At 62.3% G+C, this 16,767-nt stretch carries 14 protein-coding genes; 3 read left to right on the top strand and 11 right to left on the bottom strand.

Annotation, left to right across the window (positions count from 1 at the left end):
* Window positions 1-68: 68 nt before the first annotated feature.
* Window positions 69-1,127 (top strand): quinolinate synthase NadA, encoded by a 1,059-nt coding sequence (gene nadA / locus EGM97_RS04490; RefSeq protein ID WP_238961093.1) that lies wholly within the window; start codon window positions 69-71, stop codon window positions 1,125-1,127.
* Between the two features lie 57 nt (window positions 1,128-1,184).
* Here nadA and EGM97_RS04495 read toward each other — a convergent pair whose 3' ends face one another.
* The 8 genes from EGM97_RS04495 to EGM97_RS04530 all read right to left on the bottom strand — a co-directional run bounded on the left by EGM97_RS04495 (window position 1,185) and on the right by EGM97_RS04530 (window position 11,211).
* A complete protein-coding gene (locus tag EGM97_RS04495) occupies window positions 1,185-1,673 on the bottom strand; it encodes an RDD family protein (protein WP_238961094.1) in 489 nt (162 codons plus the stop codon).
* A gap of 94 nt (window positions 1,674-1,767) precedes the next feature.
* On the bottom strand, window positions 1,768-1,980 hold the full coding sequence (locus EGM97_RS04500; protein ID WP_238961095.1) for a cold-shock protein: 213 nt from the start codon (window positions 1,978-1,980) through the stop codon (window positions 1,768-1,770).
* Window positions 1,981-2,374: 394 nt separating this feature from the next.
* The gene (gene gcvT / locus EGM97_RS04505) at window positions 2,375-3,499 is read right to left on the bottom strand and encodes a glycine cleavage system aminomethyltransferase GcvT (protein WP_238961096.1); all 1,125 of its coding nucleotides are present in this window, start codon (window positions 3,497-3,499) and stop codon (window positions 2,375-2,377) included.
* 31 nt (window positions 3,500-3,530) lie between these two features.
* Entirely contained in the window at window positions 3,531-4,907 is a 1,377-nt protein-coding gene (locus tag EGM97_RS04510) for an L-serine ammonia-lyase (protein WP_238961097.1), read from the bottom strand.
* A 103-nt stretch (window positions 4,908-5,010) separates the two neighbouring features.
* Window positions 5,011-7,860 carry an aminomethyl-transferring glycine dehydrogenase gene (gcvP, locus tag EGM97_RS04515; protein WP_238961098.1) on the bottom strand — a complete coding sequence of 950 codons (2,850 nt, stop codon included), beginning with the start codon at window positions 7,858-7,860 and terminating at the stop codon, window positions 5,011-5,013.
* Between the two features lie 10 nt (window positions 7,861-7,870).
* Window positions 7,871-8,254, bottom strand: coding sequence for a glycine cleavage system protein GcvH (gcvH, locus tag EGM97_RS04520; protein WP_238961099.1), 384 nt, complete (start codon window positions 8,252-8,254; stop codon window positions 7,871-7,873).
* A 338-nt stretch (window positions 8,255-8,592) separates the two neighbouring features.
* A complete protein-coding gene (locus EGM97_RS04525) occupies window positions 8,593-10,101 on the bottom strand; it encodes a sigma-54-dependent transcriptional regulator (protein WP_238961100.1) in 1,509 nt (502 codons plus the stop codon).
* A gap of 204 nt (window positions 10,102-10,305) precedes the next feature.
* Window positions 10,306-11,211 carry a LysR family transcriptional regulator gene (locus EGM97_RS04530; protein WP_238961101.1) on the bottom strand — a complete coding sequence of 302 codons (906 nt, stop codon included), beginning with the start codon at window positions 11,209-11,211 and terminating at the stop codon, window positions 10,306-10,308.
* 107 nt (window positions 11,212-11,318) lie between these two features.
* Here EGM97_RS04530 and EGM97_RS04535 point away from each other — a divergent pair, with 107 nt between their 5' ends.
* Window positions 11,319-12,197 carry an MBL fold metallo-hydrolase gene (locus tag EGM97_RS04535; RefSeq protein ID WP_238961102.1) on the top strand — a complete coding sequence of 293 codons (879 nt, stop codon included), beginning with the start codon at window positions 11,319-11,321 and terminating at the stop codon, window positions 12,195-12,197.
* Window positions 12,198-12,269: 72 nt separating this feature from the next.
* Complete coding sequence (locus tag EGM97_RS04540; RefSeq protein ID WP_238961103.1) at window positions 12,270-12,884, top strand: NAD(P)-dependent oxidoreductase; 615 nt, start codon at window positions 12,270-12,272, stop codon at window positions 12,882-12,884.
* Between the two features lie 173 nt (window positions 12,885-13,057).
* Here the strand turns inward: EGM97_RS04540 and EGM97_RS04545 are convergent, their stop codons facing one another.
* From EGM97_RS04545 to aauS, 3 genes are read right to left on the bottom strand one after another with little or no spacing between them, the layout of a single operon-like run.
* On the bottom strand, window positions 13,058-13,387 hold the full coding sequence (locus tag EGM97_RS04545) for a GlpM family protein (RefSeq protein WP_238961173.1): 330 nt from the start codon (window positions 13,385-13,387) through the stop codon (window positions 13,058-13,060).
* Window positions 13,388-13,413: 26 nt separating this feature from the next.
* On the bottom strand, window positions 13,414-14,742 hold the full coding sequence (gene aauR / locus EGM97_RS04550; protein WP_275300514.1) for a two-component response regulator AauR: 1,329 nt from the start codon (window positions 14,740-14,742) through the stop codon (window positions 13,414-13,416).
* Window positions 14,739-16,640 carry a two-component sensor histidine kinase AauS gene (gene aauS / locus EGM97_RS04555; protein WP_238961104.1) on the bottom strand — a complete coding sequence of 634 codons (1,902 nt, stop codon included), beginning with the start codon at window positions 16,638-16,640 and terminating at the stop codon, window positions 14,739-14,741. The genes aauR and aauS overlap by 4 nt, the downstream gene beginning before the upstream one ends.
* Window positions 16,641-16,767: the final 127 nt, after the last annotated feature.

The following is a 16,767-nucleotide window of genomic DNA, read 5'->3' on the forward strand; positions in this document are numbered from 1 at the left end:
TACCCGAGTGGTACGGAGCCGGGTGTATACTCGACTTTCGCGCAAATGCGCCTGCAGGTCTTGCGAACATGACGCAAATTTCCGAACGCCTTCTGGTCCAGGCCCACCTCGACGCCAAGCAGCCCAAGCCGCTGAGCGCCGAGCAAGAAGCCTGGTACCGCGCCGCCATCGCCGCCGAGCTCAAGGCTCAGGACGCGGTGCTGGTTGCCCACTTCTACTGTGACCCGATCATCCAGGCCCTGGCCGAGGAGACTGGGGGCTGCGTGTCCGACTCCCTGGAAATGGCCCGCTTCGGCAACGCTCATCCGGCCAAGACCGTGGTGGTGGCCGGGGTCCGGTTCATGGGCGAGACTGCCAAGATCCTCAACCCGGAAAAACGTGTACTGATGCCGACACTGGAGGCGACCTGCTCCCTGGACCTGGGCTGCCCGGTAGACGAATTCTCGGCGTTCTGCGACCAGCACCCGGAGCGCACCGTGGTGGTCTATGCCAACACGTCGGCGGCGGTCAAGGCCCGGGCTGACTGGGTCGTGACCTCCAGCTGCGCGCTGGAAATCGTCGAGAGCCTGATGGACAACGGCGAGACGATCATCTGGGGCCCGGACAAGCACCTGGGAACCTACATCCAGCGCAAGACCGGCGCCGATATGCTGCTCTGGGACGGTGCCTGCATCGTCCATGAAGAATTCAAGTCCAAGCAGTTGGAGGACATGAAGGCGTTGTACCCGGACGCCGCGATCCTGGTGCACCCGGAGTCGCCGTCCTCGGTCATCGAGTTGGCGGACGCCGTGGGGTCCACCAGTCAGTTGATTGCCGCCGCCCAAAGCCTGCCGAACAAGACGCTGATCGTCGCGACCGACCGGGGCATCTTCTACAAAATGCAGCAGTTGTGCCCGGACAAGGTCTTCATCGAGGCCCCTACCGCCGGTAATGGCGCGGCCTGCCGCAGTTGCGCCCATTGTCCGTGGATGGCGATGAATACCCTGGAACGTACCCTCAAGAGCCTGCAGGAAGGCGCCAACGAGATCTTCGTCGATCCGGCGTTGATTCCCCAGGCCATTCGCCCACTCAAGCGCATGCTGGACTTTACCCAGGCGGCGCGGATGAAGCTGGCGGGCAATGCCTGACGGTAGCTTCAAGCTTCAAGCTTCAAGCTACAAGCGGATCCTGCTTTAGCTTGAAGCTTATTTCTTCCCTTTGGGAATCCGCACTAACTGCGTTTCCGAGTAGATGTCATGCCAGCTGCGCTTGCGCTTGTCGTATAGCGACCAGAGAAAGCCCAGCCCCAGCAGCAACCACGATGCAATCGACACCACGAACCGCAACAGGGCCTGCCACAGGCTGATGGCGGTGCCGTCGGCGTTCTGTACGCGAACGCCCCACACCTGCATGCCCAGGGTCTGGCCGTTATGGGTCCAGAACTTGGCAAAGAAGCCAAACAGCACGAACAGCAGCACGGTGGACAGCAACGGGTCGCCATCCAGCGCACCGGCTTCGGTGAGGGCGCGCATTTTTTCTTCGCCGATGATGCTCATCTGGATCATCTTGTAGATGCCGCTGGTGACGATCAGCAGTGCAGTGCACAGCAGGAAGTCGTAGAACATCGCGGCCAGGCGACGGCCGAGACCGACGGGGGGGAAGTCGCCCTGAGGGGTGAGCAGGTGTTTCGCCATGACGGCCTCGAACGAAAAAAGAAGCCATTCTACGGATTTACGGCCATAAAAAAGCCCCTGATATCAATCAGGGGCTTTTTGGTTTGCGAAAGACTTAGCTTTCGGCTTCTACTTCGTCAGCCTGCATGCCTTTCTGGCCTTGCACGGCGACGAAACTGACTTTCTGGCCTTCTTTCAGGCTTTTGAAGCCGTTGCCCTTAATGGCGCGGAAATGCACGAACAGATCCGGACCGCTTTCAGGAGTGATAAAACCAAAACCTTTTTCGTCGTTGAACCACTTGACGGTACCGTTCTGACGCTCAGCCATTTTCTTATTTCCTTTGACGCTAAAATTGATGACAGCCTCTTTCACATGAAAGAGTACTGGGGCTGGGTTGCAGGAAAGTAAGAGACGTCGAACGGGATGTAGCGAACTTCATAAGCTACTGCCCAGGTCACGATTCCAAGCGACCCATGCAAACACAGTGACCAAACTCTACGCCAACTACCAATGAAAAAACAACCCCCTCTGAGAGGCCCGTATTTCCTGAGCTTGCCGCCATTTAATCGTTTCGCTGGCCTGGGCTTAATCGATAGGCTGGTTCAATTGTTTATCGTGTTATAAAACCCGTTCATTCAGGAATAAATGCACCTTTTTATGGCGGTTGCGTTACACATTAGTGCATGCACAACGCAACCGCGTTACTTATAGAAACAGTCAATCAGCCACGATAGTAGCGCTGTGGCACAAATGGCATTTTGCTTACAAGCATAGGCACCTTTTTCCCACGGACCATGGCCCAGACTGGCGTGTCCAGTGCGGTATAAGCGATGTCCAGGTACCCCATTGCCAACGGGCCGCCCAGAGTCGGGCCGAAACCGCCACTGCATACCGTTCCGATATTCTCGCCCGCTTCGTTGACGACCTCGGCCCCTTCGCGCACCGGTGTGCGTTCCTGGGGCAGCAGGCCGACGCGTTTGCGGTTCACGCCGTTCTGCTGCTGGGCGAACACGGTTTGCGCGCCCGGAAAGCCTCCGGCGCGAGCGCCATCGGCACGCCGGACCTTGGAAACAGCCCAGAGCAGGCTGGCTTCGACCGGTGTCGTCTCGGTGTTCATGTCGTGGCCGTAGAGGCACAGGCCAGCTTCCAGGCGCAGGGAGTCACGGGCGCCGAGGCCGATGGCGGCCACTTCCGGCTCGGCCAGCAGGGCGCGAGCGAGTTTCTCCGATTCGGTGGCAGGCACGGAGATTTCAAAACCGTCCTCGCCGGTGTAGCCCGAACGGCTGACAAAGCAGTCCACGCCCAGCAACGTGACGCGCTGGAATTGCATGAAAGTCATCTTCGTCACTTCCGGCGCCAGGCGCGCCAGTACCGTGACGGCCGCAGGTCCTTGCAGGGCGAGCAGGGCACGGGCTTCGAACAACGGCTCGATGCTGCACCGGTCACCGATGTGGGCACGCAAGTGGGCCAGGTCCTGCTCCTTGCACGCCGCGTTGACCACCAGGAACAACTCGTCGTTACCCAGGTTGGCGACCATAAGGTCGTCGAGGATGCCGCCGTTCTCGTTGGTGAACATGGCGTAACGCTGCATGCCCACCGGCAGATCAATGATGTCCACCGGCACCAGGGTTTCCAGGGCTTGCGCAGCGCCTGCGCCAGTGAGGCGGATCTGGCCCATGTGGGACACGTCGAACAGCCCGGCCTGGTCACGGGTGTGCTGGTGTTCCTTCATCACGCCCAGTGGGTACTGCACGGGCATGTCGTAGCCGGCGAACGGCACCATGCGGGCACCGAGTTCGAGGTGCAGTGCGTGCAGCGGGGTCTTCAACAGTGGTTCGGTGGACATATCGACTCCTGAGAAAATGAAGAGAGGCGCATCAGCATTCGATGATGTTGACGGCCAGACCGCCGCGGGCGGTCTCCTTGTATTTGCTTTTCATGTCGGCGCCGGTCTGGCGCATGGTGCGGATGACTTTGTCGAGGGAGACGAAGTGATGCCCGTCGCCACGCATGGCCATGCGTACCGCGTTGATGGCTTTCACCGAGCCCATGGCGTTGCGCTCGATGCAGGGCACCTGGACCAGGCCGCCGATGGGGTCGCAGGTCAGGCCGAGATTGTGTTCCATGCCGATTTCGGCGGCGTTCTCCACTTGCTGCACGGTACCGCCCAACACTTCGCACAGGGCACCGGCCGCCATCGAGCAGGCCACGCCGACTTCACCCTGACAGCCGACTTCGGCGCCGGAGATCGAGGCGTTTTCCTTGTACAGGATGCCGATGGCCGCGGCGGTCAGCAGGAACCGCACCACGCCATCCTCGTTGGCCCCGGGGATGAAGCGCATGTAGTAGTGCAACACGGCCGGGATGATCCCCGCCGCGCCATTGGTCGGGGCGGTGACCACGCGTCCGCCAAAGGCGTTTTCTTCGTTGACGGCCAGGGCGTAAAGGTTGACCCAGTCCAGCACCGACAGCGGATCGCGCAACGAGGCTTCCGGGTTCTTGCACAACTGGCGATGCAGCGCTGCCGCCCGTCGCTTGACCTTCAGCCCGCCCGGCAGGATGCCTTCGTTGCGGCACCCGGCCGCTACGCAATCCTGCATGACTTGCCAGATCTTCAGCAGGCCGGCGCGGGTTTCGGCTTCGGGGCGCCAGGCGCTTTCATTGGTCAGCATGACCTGGCTGATGGACAAGCCATAGGTGCTGCAATGGCCCAGCAGATCCTTGGCGCTCTTGAACGGGAAGGTCAGGGGCGTGGCGTCTTCGACGATACGGTCGGCACCGGCGGCGTCTTCATCAACGACGAAACCGCCGCCTACCGAGTAATACTCGCGGCTGCGCACTTGCAGGCCGGCGGCATCGAAAGCGCGGAAGATCATGCCATTGGGATGATAAGCCAGAGGCTTGCGAATCATCGCCAGGTGCAGTTTTTCATTGAATTCAATAGGGTGTTGGCCCAGCAGGTTCAAGCGACCATTGCTGCGAATGTCCTGCAGGCGGGCGGTCACGGTCTCGGTGTCGACGGTATCCGGGTGTTCACCTTCCAGGCCCAGCAGCACGGCCTTGTCACTGCCGTGGCCCTTGCCGGTGGCGCCGAGGGAGCCATACAACTCCACCTTGACGCTGGTGATGGTTTCGAGCAATTCATCACGGCGCAGCCCTTCGACGAAACGGGCGGCGGCACGCATCGGGCCGACCGTGTGGGAGCTGGAAGGGCCGATACCGATCTTGAACAGGTCGAACACGCTTAATGACATAGGGGCTCCTAGGGGGAGCAGCTGCAAGCTGCAAGCTGCAAGCGACAAGTAAAAGCCGAGCGGCTCTTACTTGCAGCTTGTAGCTTGAGCTCGTTACTGCTTTTTAAGCATAGCTTTCGATCGACGGGCAGGCGCAGACCAGGTTGCGGTCACCGAACACGTTGTCGACCCGGCCCACTGGCGGCCAGTACTTGCCTTCGATCAACGACGCCACCGGGTATACAGCCTGTTCGCGGCTGTAGGGGTGGGTCCAGTCGCCGACGAGCTCCGCCGCGGTGTGCGGGGCGTTTTTCAACGGGTTGTCGTCCTTGTCCAGGCTGCCGTTTTCCACTGCGCGGATTTCTTCACGGATGCAGATCATCGCGTCGCAGAAGCGATCCAGTTCTTCCTTGGACTCGCTTTCGGTCGGTTCGATCATCAGCGTACCGGCCACCGGGAACGACATGGTCGGGGCGTGGAAACCGAAGTCGATCAGACGCTTGGCAACGTCATCGACACTGATGCCACTGCTGTCCTTGAGCGGGCGCAGGTCAAGGATGCACTCGTGCGCCACCAGGCCGTTGCTGCCGGTGTAGAGCACTGGGTAATGCTCTTCCAGGCGACGGGCGATGTAGTTGGCGTTGAGGATTGCCAACTGCGAAGCCCGCTTGAGGCCCGCGCCACCCATCATGCGGATATACATCCAGGTGATCGGCAGGATGCTCGCGCTGCCGAACGGCGCCGCGCAGACCGCGCCTTCCTTGCGCTCCATGTTGGCGTGGCCGGGCAGGAACGGCGCCAGGTGCGACTTGACGCCAATCGGGCCGACGCCCGGGCCGCCACCGCCGTGAGGAATGCAGAAGGTCTTGTGCAGGTTCAGGTGCGACACGTCGCCGCCGAACTTGCCCGGGGCGCAGAGGCCGACCATGGCGTTCATGTTGGCGCCGTCGATGTACACCTGGCCGCCGTTGTCATGAATGATGCCGCAGATTTCGCGGATGCCTTCTTCGAACACGCCGTGGGTGGACGGGTAGGTGATCATCAGCGCGGCGAGGTGTTCGCGGTGCTCGATGGCCTTGGCCCGCAGGTCTTCGATGTCAACGTTGCCACGGGCATCGCAGGCGGTCACGACGACACGCATGCCGGCCATGTTGGCGGTGGCCGGGTTGGTGCCGTGGGCCGAGGACGGGATCAGGCAGATGTCGCGACGGTCTTCGCCACGGCTCTGGTGGTAGGCACGGATCGCCAGCAGGCCGGCGTATTCGCCCTGGGAACCGGCGTTGGGTTGCAGCGACACCGCGTCGTAGCCGGTGGCGGCGCAGAGCATGGCCTCAAGCTCAGTGGTCAATTGCTGGTAGCCGGCGCTCTGCTCGGCGGGCGCGAACGGGTGCAGCGCGCCGAACTCGGCCCAGGTCACCGGGATCATTTCGCTGGCGGCGTTGAGCTTCATGGTGCAGGAGCCCAGCGGGATCATGGTGCGATCCAGGGCCAGGTCCTTGTCGGCGAGCTTGCGCAGGTAGCGCATCAGCTCGGTTTCGGAATGGTAGCGGTTGAACACCGGATGGCTGAGGATCGCCGACTGGCGCTGCAGCGCGGCCGGAATGCGCGTCTGCACACTGGCGGCGAGCGCGGCGAAGTCCGGCAGGGGCTTGCCGTCGGCCAACAGTGCCCACAGGGTTTCGACGTCGGCCTGGACGGTGGTTTCGTCCAGGGACAGGCCCAGGCGTTCAGCGTCCACCACGCGCAGGTTGATGCGCTGGGCGCGGGCCTTGTCGTGGAGGGCAGCGGTTTGCGCGCCGGTGTGCAGGGTCAGGGTGTCGAAGAAACTGTCTTGCTCGACGTTCAAGCCCAACGCGCCCAGGCCCTTGGCGAGGATCGCGGTCAGGTGATGAATGCGGTTGGCGATTTGCACGAGGCCCTGGGGCCCGTGATAAACAGCGTACATGCTGGCGATGTTGGCCAGCAGGACTTGGGCGGTGCAGATGTTGCTCGTGGCTTTCTCGCGTCGGATGTGTTGCTCGCGGGTCTGCATTGCAAGGCGCAGGGCCGGCTTGCCGAAGCGGTCCAGGGAAACGCCTACCAGACGGCCCGGCATATCGCGCTTGAAAGCGTCCTTGGTGGAGAAATAGGCCGCGTGCGGGCCGCCGAAGCCCAGCGGCACGCCAAAGCGCTGGGCGCTGCCGATGGCCACGTCGGCACCGAATTCACCTGGCGCGGTCAGCAAGGTCAGAGCCAGCAGGTCGGCCGCGACCGCCACCAAGGCGTTGGCGGCGTGGAAGCGGTCGGTCAGCTCGCGGTAGTCGAACAGGTCACCGTTGCTGGCGGGGTATTGCAACAGCGCGCCGAAGAAGGCGCTGACATCACTCAGTTCGCGCTCGTCGCCCACCACCACGTCGATGCCCAGAGGCTCGGCACGGGTGCGCAGCACGTCGAGGGTCTGCGGGTGGCAGTGACGGGAAGCGAAGAAGGCATTGCTGCCCTTGTTCTTGCTCAGGCGCTTACAGAAGGTCATGGCCTCTGCGGCGGCGGTGGCTTCGTCCAGCAGCGAGGCGTTGGCGATCGGCAGGCCGGTGAGGTCGCTGATCAGGGTCTGGAAGTTCAGCAGTGCTTCGAGACGGCCCTGGGAGATTTCCGGCTGGTACGGGGTGTAGGCGGTGTACCAGGCCGGGTTTTCCAGCAGGTTGCGCAGGATCGGAGCAGGGGTATGGCAGTTGTAGTAGCCCTGGCCGATGTAGGTCTTGAACAGCTGGTTTTTGCTGGCGATGGCCTTGATCGAGGCCAGTGCATCGGCTTCGCTCTGGCCGTCGCCCATGTCCAGCACGCTGGTGCCCTTGATGCTTTCCGGGATGACGCTGGCGCTCAAGGCTTCCAGAGAGTCGTAGCCCAGGCGTTCGAGCATGGCCTGCTCGTCGCTGGCACGGGGGCCGATGTGGCGGGCGATGAATTCGTTGGCGGTGCCCAGATTAACGGTCATTTGGCGCTCCTCAGGCTTCGGCGTTGGCTTTGATCAGGCGGTCGTAGGCGTCCTGATCCAGCAATTGGCCAACTTCGGCGGCGTCGGCGGGCTTGAAGCGGAAAAACCAGCCTTCGCCCAACGGATCTTCGTTGACCAGCTCGGGATTGCTCTCCAGGGCCGGGTTGGTTTCGATCACTTCCCCATCCAGTGGCATGTAGACACCGCTGGCGGCTTTAACCGATTCCACGGTAGAGGCTTCGTCACCCTTGGCGTAGGTTTGCAGTTCCGGTAACTGAACATAGACCACATCGCCCAAGGCGTTCTGTGCAAATGCGGTAATGCCGACGGTAACGCTGCCATCGGCTTCGGCACGCAGCCATTCGTGATCTTCAGTGAAACGCAACTCGCTCATGGGAACTCCTGGGGCCAGACTCGTCTGGTGGACGCGATGAAAGGCGCGGGGCTTGGCCCGGCCGAATGGTTATATCCATAGCAAGAATGCGGCCAATATCGATAAGTGACTGAATACCAATGAATTATTGACGTCATGAAGGGCTGGTTCGAAGTGCTCTGTAGCGAATTCGCTACAGAGAGGAGGCTGGAAAAAACCATCGCGGGATCAAAGCCTTATCCGGCGCAGTCTGGAATGGTGTGTAGCGATATCGTTACGCTGTAGCGCTTTCAGTACAGGTGGAGGTCGTTTTTGAAGCGTTTCTATAGCCCAGCACAACCCTGGGGACTGCGCAGGGCTTACGGTTTGTTGGGAATCCCATACTTGCGCAACCGGTGGGCAATCGCGGTGTGGGAGGTTTGCAGTCGGCTGGCGAGCTGGCGGGTGGAGGGGTAGTTGATGTAGAGACTTTCCAGCAGCTGTTTCTCGAAGGCTTCCACGGCCTGTTCCAGGCTTTCGACTTCCACATCGCTCTGGCGAGCCACGGCAGTGCCGGCGATGTCCAGGTCGCCAATGTCCACCAGGCTGCTCTCGCAAATGGCTGCGGCGCGGAAGATCACGTTCTGCAATTGCCGTACGTTGCCCGGCCAGTGGTTGCCCAGCAACGCGGGGTAGGTGCCCGGGGCCAGGCGACAGACCGGGCGCTGGATCTGCGCACAGGCCTGCTGCATGAAGTACCGCGCCAGCAACAGGATGTCCTGGCCGCGCTCACGCAACGGCGGGACTTCGACGTTGAGCACGTTCAGGCGGTAGAACAGGTCTTCGCGGAAGGAGCCTTCGCTGACCATTTTCTCCAGGTTGCGGTGGGTGGCGCTGAGGATCCGCACGTTGACCTTGATTTCCCGGTCGCCGCCGACCCGACGGAAACTGCCGTCGTTCAGGAACCGCAGCAACTTGGCCTGCAGATACGGCGACATTTCGCCAATTTCATCCAGAAACACCGTGCCCTGGTTCGCCAGTTCCATCAGCCCCGGTTTGCCGCCCCGTTGGGCCCCGGTGAAAGCGCCGGGGGCATAGCCGAACAGCTCGCTTTCGGCCAGGTTTTCCGGCAGCGCGGCACAGTTCAGGGCCAGGAACGGAGCGCCGTGGCGAGCACTGATGGCGTGGCAAGCGCGAGCCACCAGCTCCTTGCCGGTACCGGTTTCGCCCTGGATCAACAGTGGTGCGTCGAGGGCCGCCACCCGCTGGGCCCGGGCCTTGAGGGTACGGATCGCCGGGGATTCGCCCAGCAGCGCGTCAAACCCTTCGGCATGGTCGTGGTGCAGCGCCGACAGGCGTTCGCCGATGCGGTTGGGCTGATAGAGCGTCAGCAACGCACCCGCATCGGTGATGGGGGTGGCGTCCAGCAGCAACGTCTGGCCATTGAGGGTGACTTCCCGCAGCGGCAGGCGGAAACCGTTTTCCAACAGGGTGCTCAACAGCGCGTCGTCGCCGAACAGCCCGGCCACGCTTTCACCGGTCGGTTCACGACCGTACAGGGCGATCAGCGCCGGGTTGGCGAGCAGTACGTTGCCAGCACTGTCCAGCGCCAGCACCGGGTCGGTCATGGCGGCCAGCAAGGCGTCGAGCTGCAGATGCCGACGCTGGCCCGGCAGAATGTCCACCACGGTGACCGCTTGCACGCCGCGCACGCTGAACAACGCCTCGCGCAATTCATCCAGCACTTGCGGGCTCAGGGTCGGGGCGTCGATGTAGACGTTGGGCGGCACCATCTCCACCGCATCCAGATTGAGATTGCGTCCCCCCAGCAACGCCAGGACTTCCTGGGTGATACCGACGCGGTCGATGAAGCTGACGTGGATACGCATGGGGCGGTTTCGGAATTCTGGGATACGGAGGGTGGCAAGTATGCCTTGGGGCGGGCTTTTGGTGAAATCCCGGCGCAGTATTCGAGGACTTGCACAATCCCATTGTGGGAGCGAGCTTGCTCGCGATAGCGGTGGATCAGTTGGCCTTGATGTGCCTGACACTCCGCTATCGCGAGCAGGCTCGCTCCCACGAAGGGTATGGGTTTACAACCCGATATCCCACGCTGGCGTTTCGGGAAATTTCACCACGAGGAAATCCACCAGGCTGCGCAGCGCCGCCGGCATGTGCTTGCGCGAGGCGTAAACTGCATACATGTTCATCCGCCTGGGTTCGGCATGGGGCAACAGCCGGATCAGCTCGCCGCTCCTGATGTGGGTGCCGGCCTGATAGCTGGGTAGCATCGCCACGCCAGCGCCGGCGATGGTCGCCTGCAAAAGGGTACTGGCCTCGTTGGCGCTGATGTTGCCCTGCACCGGCACCGAAACCTGTTCGCCATCCTGCTCGAAATGCCAGACGTTCTTGCCGACGTAGGAGTGGGTCAGGCAGTTATGCCGGCTCAGGTCTTCCACCTGCTGCGGTGTTGGATGGTCACGCAAGTAGGCGGGCGATGCGCAGATTACCGAACGGCAGACCGAGAGGCGGCGGGCGATCAGGTTGGGGTCCAGGTCGTTGCTCATGCGGATCGCCAGGTCGATGCGTTCGTCTACCAGGTTCACGGTGCGATCGAGCATTTGCAGGTCGATGGTCACGCCAGGGTAACGCTTGACGTATTCGGCGATGGCGGCCGTCAGTTGGGCCTGGCCGAACGAAATGCTGGAACTGATGCGCAGCATGCCCCGTGGTGCGTCGTCCCGCGTGCTGACCGCCGCTTGCATGTCGCCGGACAACTCCAGCATCTGTCGACAACGCGGCAGGATCTCCATACCGGCGGCCGTCAGGCTCAGCTTGCGCGTAGTGCGGTGCATCAACCGGGCGCCGACCCAGTCTTCCAACTCCGCCAGGTAGCGCGACACCACCGGCCTGGACAGGTCCAGATGCTCGGCCGCCGCCGATTGGCTGCCCAGGTCCACCACCGTGACGAACACCCGCATTGCTTGGAGACGATCCATGATTTGCCCGCTTTCAGAAACAAACTATGTCGGAGCATCGCATTTTTTGGAATCAATCAGGTAACTAAGCTCTATCGCATTCGGACTTTTGCACAACGGAGCACACCATGAGCGGATTGACCCCTTTCAAGCGCCTGCTGCTGGCGACGGCCTCACTGGCTTTCGCCGCGCACACCTGGGCGGCTGAGCTGACCCTCGACGTCTATAACCCTGGCGCGGCGGCGGTGTTCCCGGTGAGTTCGGTGCTGGTCAGTGGCGAGAAGGAAGCGATCCTGGTGGACGCGCAGTTCGGCAGATCCCAGGCCGATCAGGTGGTGGAAAAGATCCGCGCCAGTGGCAAGCGCCTGACCACGATCTACATCAGCCATGGCGATCCGGATTACTACTTTGGCCTGCAAACCCTGACCGCGGCGTTTCCCGAGGCCAAGGTCCTGGCCTCGGCACCGACCGTCGAGCACATCAAGCACACCGTCGACGGCAAGCTTAAATATTGGGGATCGGTCTTGAAGACCGACGCGCCGGCCAAAGCCATCGTGCCCGACGTGCTCAAGGGCGACAGCCTGACGCTGGAGGGCAAGCGCTTGCAGATCATCGGTCTTGACGGCCCGCAACCGGACCGCAGTTTTGTATGGATTCCATCGATCAAGGCTGTTGTGGGCGGCGTGGTGGTGGCCGAGAACATCCACGTGTGGATGGCCGACACCCAGACACCGAAGTCCCATCAGGATTGGCTGGCGACCCTGGCGGCTATCGAGAGGCTGCAACCGCGTACGGTGATTCCAGGCCATTACCTGGGCGAGAGCGACCGCTCCCTGGCGTCGGTCAAATCCACTGCTGCCTACATCCAGGCCTTCGATGAAGAAACCGTCCGTGCCAAGGATTCCGCCACCTTGATCGCCGCCATGAAGCAACGCTTCCCGAACCTGGGTGAAGACAGCTCGCTGGAACTCAGTGCCAAGGTCGCCAAGGGTGAGATGAGGTGGTGAGGCCCGATTTCCAGCTGAATCCCCTCGCCACAAAAGCAAGCTTTCAGACACTGATGATCACAGGAGAACACCATGAGCAAAATCGCAATCATCGGCGCCACCGGGCGTGCCGGCAGCCAGCTGTTGGAAGAAGCCCTGCGCCGCGGCCACAGCGTGACGGCCATTGCTCGCAATACCGCCAAAGTCGGCGACCGGATCGGGGTGGTCAGCAAGCAGCTGGACGTGTTGGACAGCGAAGCGTTGATCGAGGCGATCACCGGGCACGACGTTGTGATCAGCGCCGCGCATTTCTCCACCGTGCCGGCCGACAAGATCATCGCTCCGGTGAAGGCTGCCGGGGTCAAGCGCTTGCTGGTGGTGGGCGGGGCCGGCTCGTTGTTGCTGCCGGACAATAGCCGGGTGATCGACAGCGACGGCTTCCCCGAGGAATACCTCGCCGAAGCCACGGCGGGTGCGTTGTTCCTGGATGTCCTGCGCAAGGAGCCGGAGCTGGACTGGACCTTCCTGTCGCCGTCGGCGGAATTTGTCGAAACCGAACGCACCGGCCGCTTCCGTGTCGGCAAGGATCACTTGCTGTTCGACGACGCGGGACGCAGTTGGATCAGCTTTGCCGATTACGCCATTGCGCTGATCGATGAAGTGGAAACGCCACGGTTCTCACGGACCCGGTTCACCGTCGGCTACTGACCCGACGCCATCACGAGCAGGCTCGCTCCCAACGATGTTGCGGTGTTCTCCGTTGTCTGATCACCGCCAGACCTGTGGGAGCGGGCTTGCTCGCGAATGCGGCGTGTCAGCCAAGTGAATGTCGACTGACACACCGCCTTCGCGAGCAAGCCCGCTCCCACAAGGTTTTCACCTCAGGCGTGAACCCTCACCCAGACGCTCACCAGCACCGTCGCCGCCATCAACCACGCCACTGCCGCCACCGCCAACGACGCCTCCAGTCGCATGCGCTCGACCATCACATACAACGTCGCCAGGTACACGAAATACGGAATGATCGACCACATGCCAAAGACGATGGTGGCCTTCAGATCGTCCACCGAACGGCCTTTGCCGACGATGTAATGGGCGATGAGGGCAAAGGTCGGGAACAGCGGTACCAGCCCGGCGATGTAATAATTCCGGGTCTTGGCGAGCATCGCCAGGATCACCACCACGGCCGCCCCGAGCGCCGCCTTGAAAATCAGGTCCACAGGTTCATCGCCTCCGGTTAATGGCTCAGGCCATATTTTTTGACTTTGTCGAACAATGTGGTCTTGGCCATGCCCAGTTCCTGGCTGGCCTGGGTCAGGTTGCCAACGCTGCGTTGCAGGGCGTCGGCGAGCAGGTTGCGCTCGAAGGCTTCCACTGCTTCGGCGAACGTCAGCCCTTGGCCGCCGCTGCTGGCGCCCGGTTTCTTGAAGGCCGGCAGGCCCAGGGCGAAGCGTTCGGCGACGTTGCGCAGTTCCCGCACGTTGCCCGGCCAGTCGTGGCTCATCAGGTTGGACAGGGTCTGGTTGTCCAGTGTCGGTGCCGTGCGGTCGAAGCGCAGGGAGGATTGCTGGAGAAAGTGCTCGAACAATTGCAGGATGTCTTCGCGGCGCTCGCGCAGGGGCGGCAGTTCCAGGGTCACCACGTTGAGGCGGTAATACAGGTCGCTGCGAAACTGTCCCGCCCGGCCCAGTTCATCCAGGTCGGATTTGGTAGCCGCGATCACCCGGCAATCCACGGCCACGCTCTGGTTCGAACCCAGGCGTTCGAGGGTGCGTTCCTGTAACACCCGCAATAATTTGATCTGCAAGGGCAGGGGCATGCTTTCCACTTCGTCGAGAAACAGCGTGCCGCCATCGGCGTGCTCGATCTTGCCGATGCGGCGCTTGCCGGCGCCGGTGAAAGCGTTGGCCTCGTGGCCGAAAATCTCGCTTTCGAACAGGTTTTCCGGCAAGCCGCCACAGTTCAGCGCAACGAATTGTTTGTTATGGCGCCGGCTGAAGTCGTGCAGACAGCGGGCGACCAGTTCTTTGCCCGTGCCGGTTTCGCCTTCGATCAACACGTTGGCGGAGGTGTCGGCGACGTTGGCAATCAACTCCCGAAGGTGCTGCATGGCGGGAGAGCGGCCAATGATCCGGCCTTCCAGGGAGTCGCGTTCGGCCAGTTGCCGGCGCAGCGAGGAAACCTCCCGGGCCAGGCCGCGTTGCTCCAGGGCACGGCGGGCGACGTCCACCAGGCGCTCGGGGGAAAAGGGTTTTTCCATGAAGTCGTAGGCGCCTTTCTGCATGGCGCCCACGGCCATGGAGATGTCGCCGTGGCCGGTGATCAATACCACCGGCAGGCTGCGATCCCGTGCCTTGAGACGGGTCAGCAGCTCCAGGCCATCGATGCCCGGCAGGCGGATGTCGCTGATGACGATGCCGGCAAAGTCATCGCCAACCCGCTCCAGGGCTTCTTCGGCGCTGCCTACGCCGATGCACGGAATGTCTTCCAGGGCCAGGGCCTGCTGGCAGCCCAGCAAGACATGGGGATCGTCCTCGACGATCAATACGCTCAGGTCATTGTTCATAGTGGCTCGGCAGGTAAGGGGCTTACCAACGGCAAACTGAGGATGAACGTGGTGCCGCCTTCCTCGGGGTGCTCCACGCCCAGGTAACCGCCCGCGGCGGCGGCCAGGCTCGCCGAGAGGGTCAGGCCCAGGCCGAGGCCCTGTTCGCCGGGTTTGGTGGTGAAGAATGGTTCGAACAAATGCTTGCGCGCCTGCTCATCGATGCCGTGGCCGTTGTCCCGCACTCGCAAGCGATACTTGCCTTCCAGGGGTTCGCCCTCGAGCCACAACCGTGGTTCGGTCCGGGTTTGCATGGCGTCCAGGGCATTGCCGAACAGGTTCACCAGGATCTGTTCCAGGCGCGTCTGGTCGATTTGCACCTGCACGTCATCGAAACGGCTGTGCACCTGGACAGACAGGCTTTCAAGGCGCCCCCCCAACAGCTGCAAAGCAGCCTCGACAGCCTTGCCGAGACTGGCCCGGCCCTGGTCGTCGCCGCGTCGGGCGAAGGAGCGCAGGCTGGCGGTGATCCGGCCCATGCGGTCGATCAGTTCATTGATGGTCTTGAGGTTGGCGTTGGCAATGTCCAGTTGGCCGCGTTCCAGAAAGCGCACGGTATTGCCGGACAGAGTGCGCAGAGCCGCCAGCGGCTGATTCAGCTCGTGGGCGATGCTGGTGGACATCTGGCCGATGGCTGCCAGTTTTCCGGCCTGGACCAGTTCGTCCTGGGCGCGGCGCAAGGTTTCCTCGGCCTGCCGGCGTTCGCGGATCTGGCCCTTGAGCCGCTCGTTGCTGGCCCGCAGGTCGCTGGTGCGTTCGGTAATCCGACGCTCGAGCTGGTTGTTGGCTTCCTGCAGGGCTTCGCGAGCGGCGAGGCGAGTGGCGATGACCTTGCGCCGCTCGTTCCAGGCAATCAGCAGGAACGCCACCAGGGCGAACGCCACGGCCACCAGAATGCCCTGGTTGATGGCTTGCCGACGCAGGTCTTCAAGTGGGGTGAGCAGGGTGAAGTTCCAGGGTGTATCGCTCAAGGGCCGGGTTTGCGACAGGTAACGGATGGCCTGCTTGTCGGCCGCCACTTCGGTGTTGGCGGGGAAGGTCAGTTTCTCCATGCCCTCGGCCAGCCGCTCCCGAGCCAGAGGCACCAGCTCGTTCAGCGGGAACCAGTAATATTGCAGGCTGCGGGCCAGGCGCTCCTTGGTTTCATCGCTTAGCGGCCGTACGGACTTGAGCCGTCGTGCCGGGTCGCTGGAAAGGATGATGACGCCGTTTTCGTCGCTGACGAAGGCTTCCAGGCGCGCCCGCTGCCAGCGCTCCTCCATGGCTTCGAGGCGCACCTTGACCACGGCCACGCCAATGATCTTGCCCTGTTGCTCCAGGCCATGGGCCAGGTAATAGCCGGGTTCGCCGTTGGTGCTGCCGATGCCATAGAAGCGCCCTGGCTGGCCGCGCACGGCGTTCTGGAAATAGGCGCGGAACGACAGGTCTTCACCCAGGTAACTGTCGACGTCACGCCAGTTGCTGGTGGCCATGACCCGGCCGGTGGTGTCCATCACATAAATGGCCCGGCTGCGGCTGCGCCGGTTGAGGCCTTCGAGGTATTCGTTGACGGTCTTGCGGTGTTCGGGCGTCGGATCGTCGAGCAGGGCCGAGACGCTGGACTCCAGCTCCAGCAGGCTGGGCAGGTACGTGTACTTGCTGATTTCGCTCTCGACCGCGCGGGCATGCAGCTCCAACTGGCGCTCGCCGTTTTCGGCAAGACCACGGATGCCGTAGTGCTCGCTGATCCAGAAGCCGAGGTAACCCAGGCCGATCGTCAAGGCGAGAATCAGCGGTGGCAGGAACAGGTGGCGGATCAGGCGGGGTTTCACGGCAAGTGATGGCGGCGCGGCGCGATAGAGGGTGGGGTCGCATTTCATCACAGTTGCCTTGGGTCAACCACAACACAAATCTACAGAGCAACTCCGGCCCCTTGTGGGAGCGGGCTTGCTCGCGAAGGCGGTGTGTCAGTCACATCGAGGGTGAATGTGCTGTCCTATTCGCGAG

Origin of the sequence: Pseudomonas sp. AF32, assembly GCF_022342325.2 — a bacterium.
GTDB lineage: Bacteria > Pseudomonadota > Gammaproteobacteria > Pseudomonadales > Pseudomonadaceae > Aquipseudomonas > Aquipseudomonas uvaldensis.

Excerpts from the sequence above, each read along its gene's own strand:
- EGM97_RS04500 (WP_238961095.1), bottom strand. The coding sequence starts at position 1,980 with ATGGCTGAGCGTCAGAACGGTACCGTCAAGTGGTTCAACGACGAAAAA.
- EGM97_RS04495 (WP_238961094.1), bottom strand. The coding sequence starts at position 1,673 with ATGGCGAAACACCTGCTCACCCCTCAGGGCGACTTCCCCCCCGTCGGT.
- aauR (WP_275300514.1), bottom strand. The coding sequence starts at position 14,742 with ATGAACAATGACCTGAGCGTATTGATCGTCGAGGACGATCCCCATGTC.
- EGM97_RS04525 (WP_238961100.1), bottom strand. The coding sequence starts at position 10,101 with ATGCGTATCCACGTCAGCTTCATCGACCGCGTCGGTATCACCCAGGAA.
- gcvP (WP_238961098.1), bottom strand. The coding sequence starts at position 7,860 with ATGACCGTTAATCTGGGCACCGCCAACGAATTCATCGCCCGCCACATC.
- EGM97_RS04535 (WP_238961102.1), top strand. The coding sequence starts at position 11,319 with ATGAGCGGATTGACCCCTTTCAAGCGCCTGCTGCTGGCGACGGCCTCA.
- EGM97_RS04540 (WP_238961103.1), top strand. The coding sequence starts at position 12,270 with ATGAGCAAAATCGCAATCATCGGCGCCACCGGGCGTGCCGGCAGCCAG.
- nadA (WP_238961093.1), top strand. The coding sequence starts at position 69 with ATGACGCAAATTTCCGAACGCCTTCTGGTCCAGGCCCACCTCGACGCC.
- EGM97_RS04530 (WP_238961101.1), bottom strand. The coding sequence starts at position 11,211 with ATGGATCGTCTCCAAGCAATGCGGGTGTTCGTCACGGTGGTGGACCTG.
- EGM97_RS04510 (WP_238961097.1), bottom strand. The coding sequence starts at position 4,907 with ATGTCATTAAGCGTGTTCGACCTGTTCAAGATCGGTATCGGCCCTTCC.
- aauS (WP_238961104.1), bottom strand. The coding sequence starts at position 16,640 with ATGAAATGCGACCCCACCCTCTATCGCGCCGCGCCGCCATCACTTGCC.
- gcvH (WP_238961099.1), bottom strand. The coding sequence starts at position 8,254 with ATGAGCGAGTTGCGTTTCACTGAAGATCACGAATGGCTGCGTGCCGAA.
- gcvT (WP_238961096.1), bottom strand. The coding sequence starts at position 3,499 with ATGTCCACCGAACCACTGTTGAAGACCCCGCTGCACGCACTGCACCTC.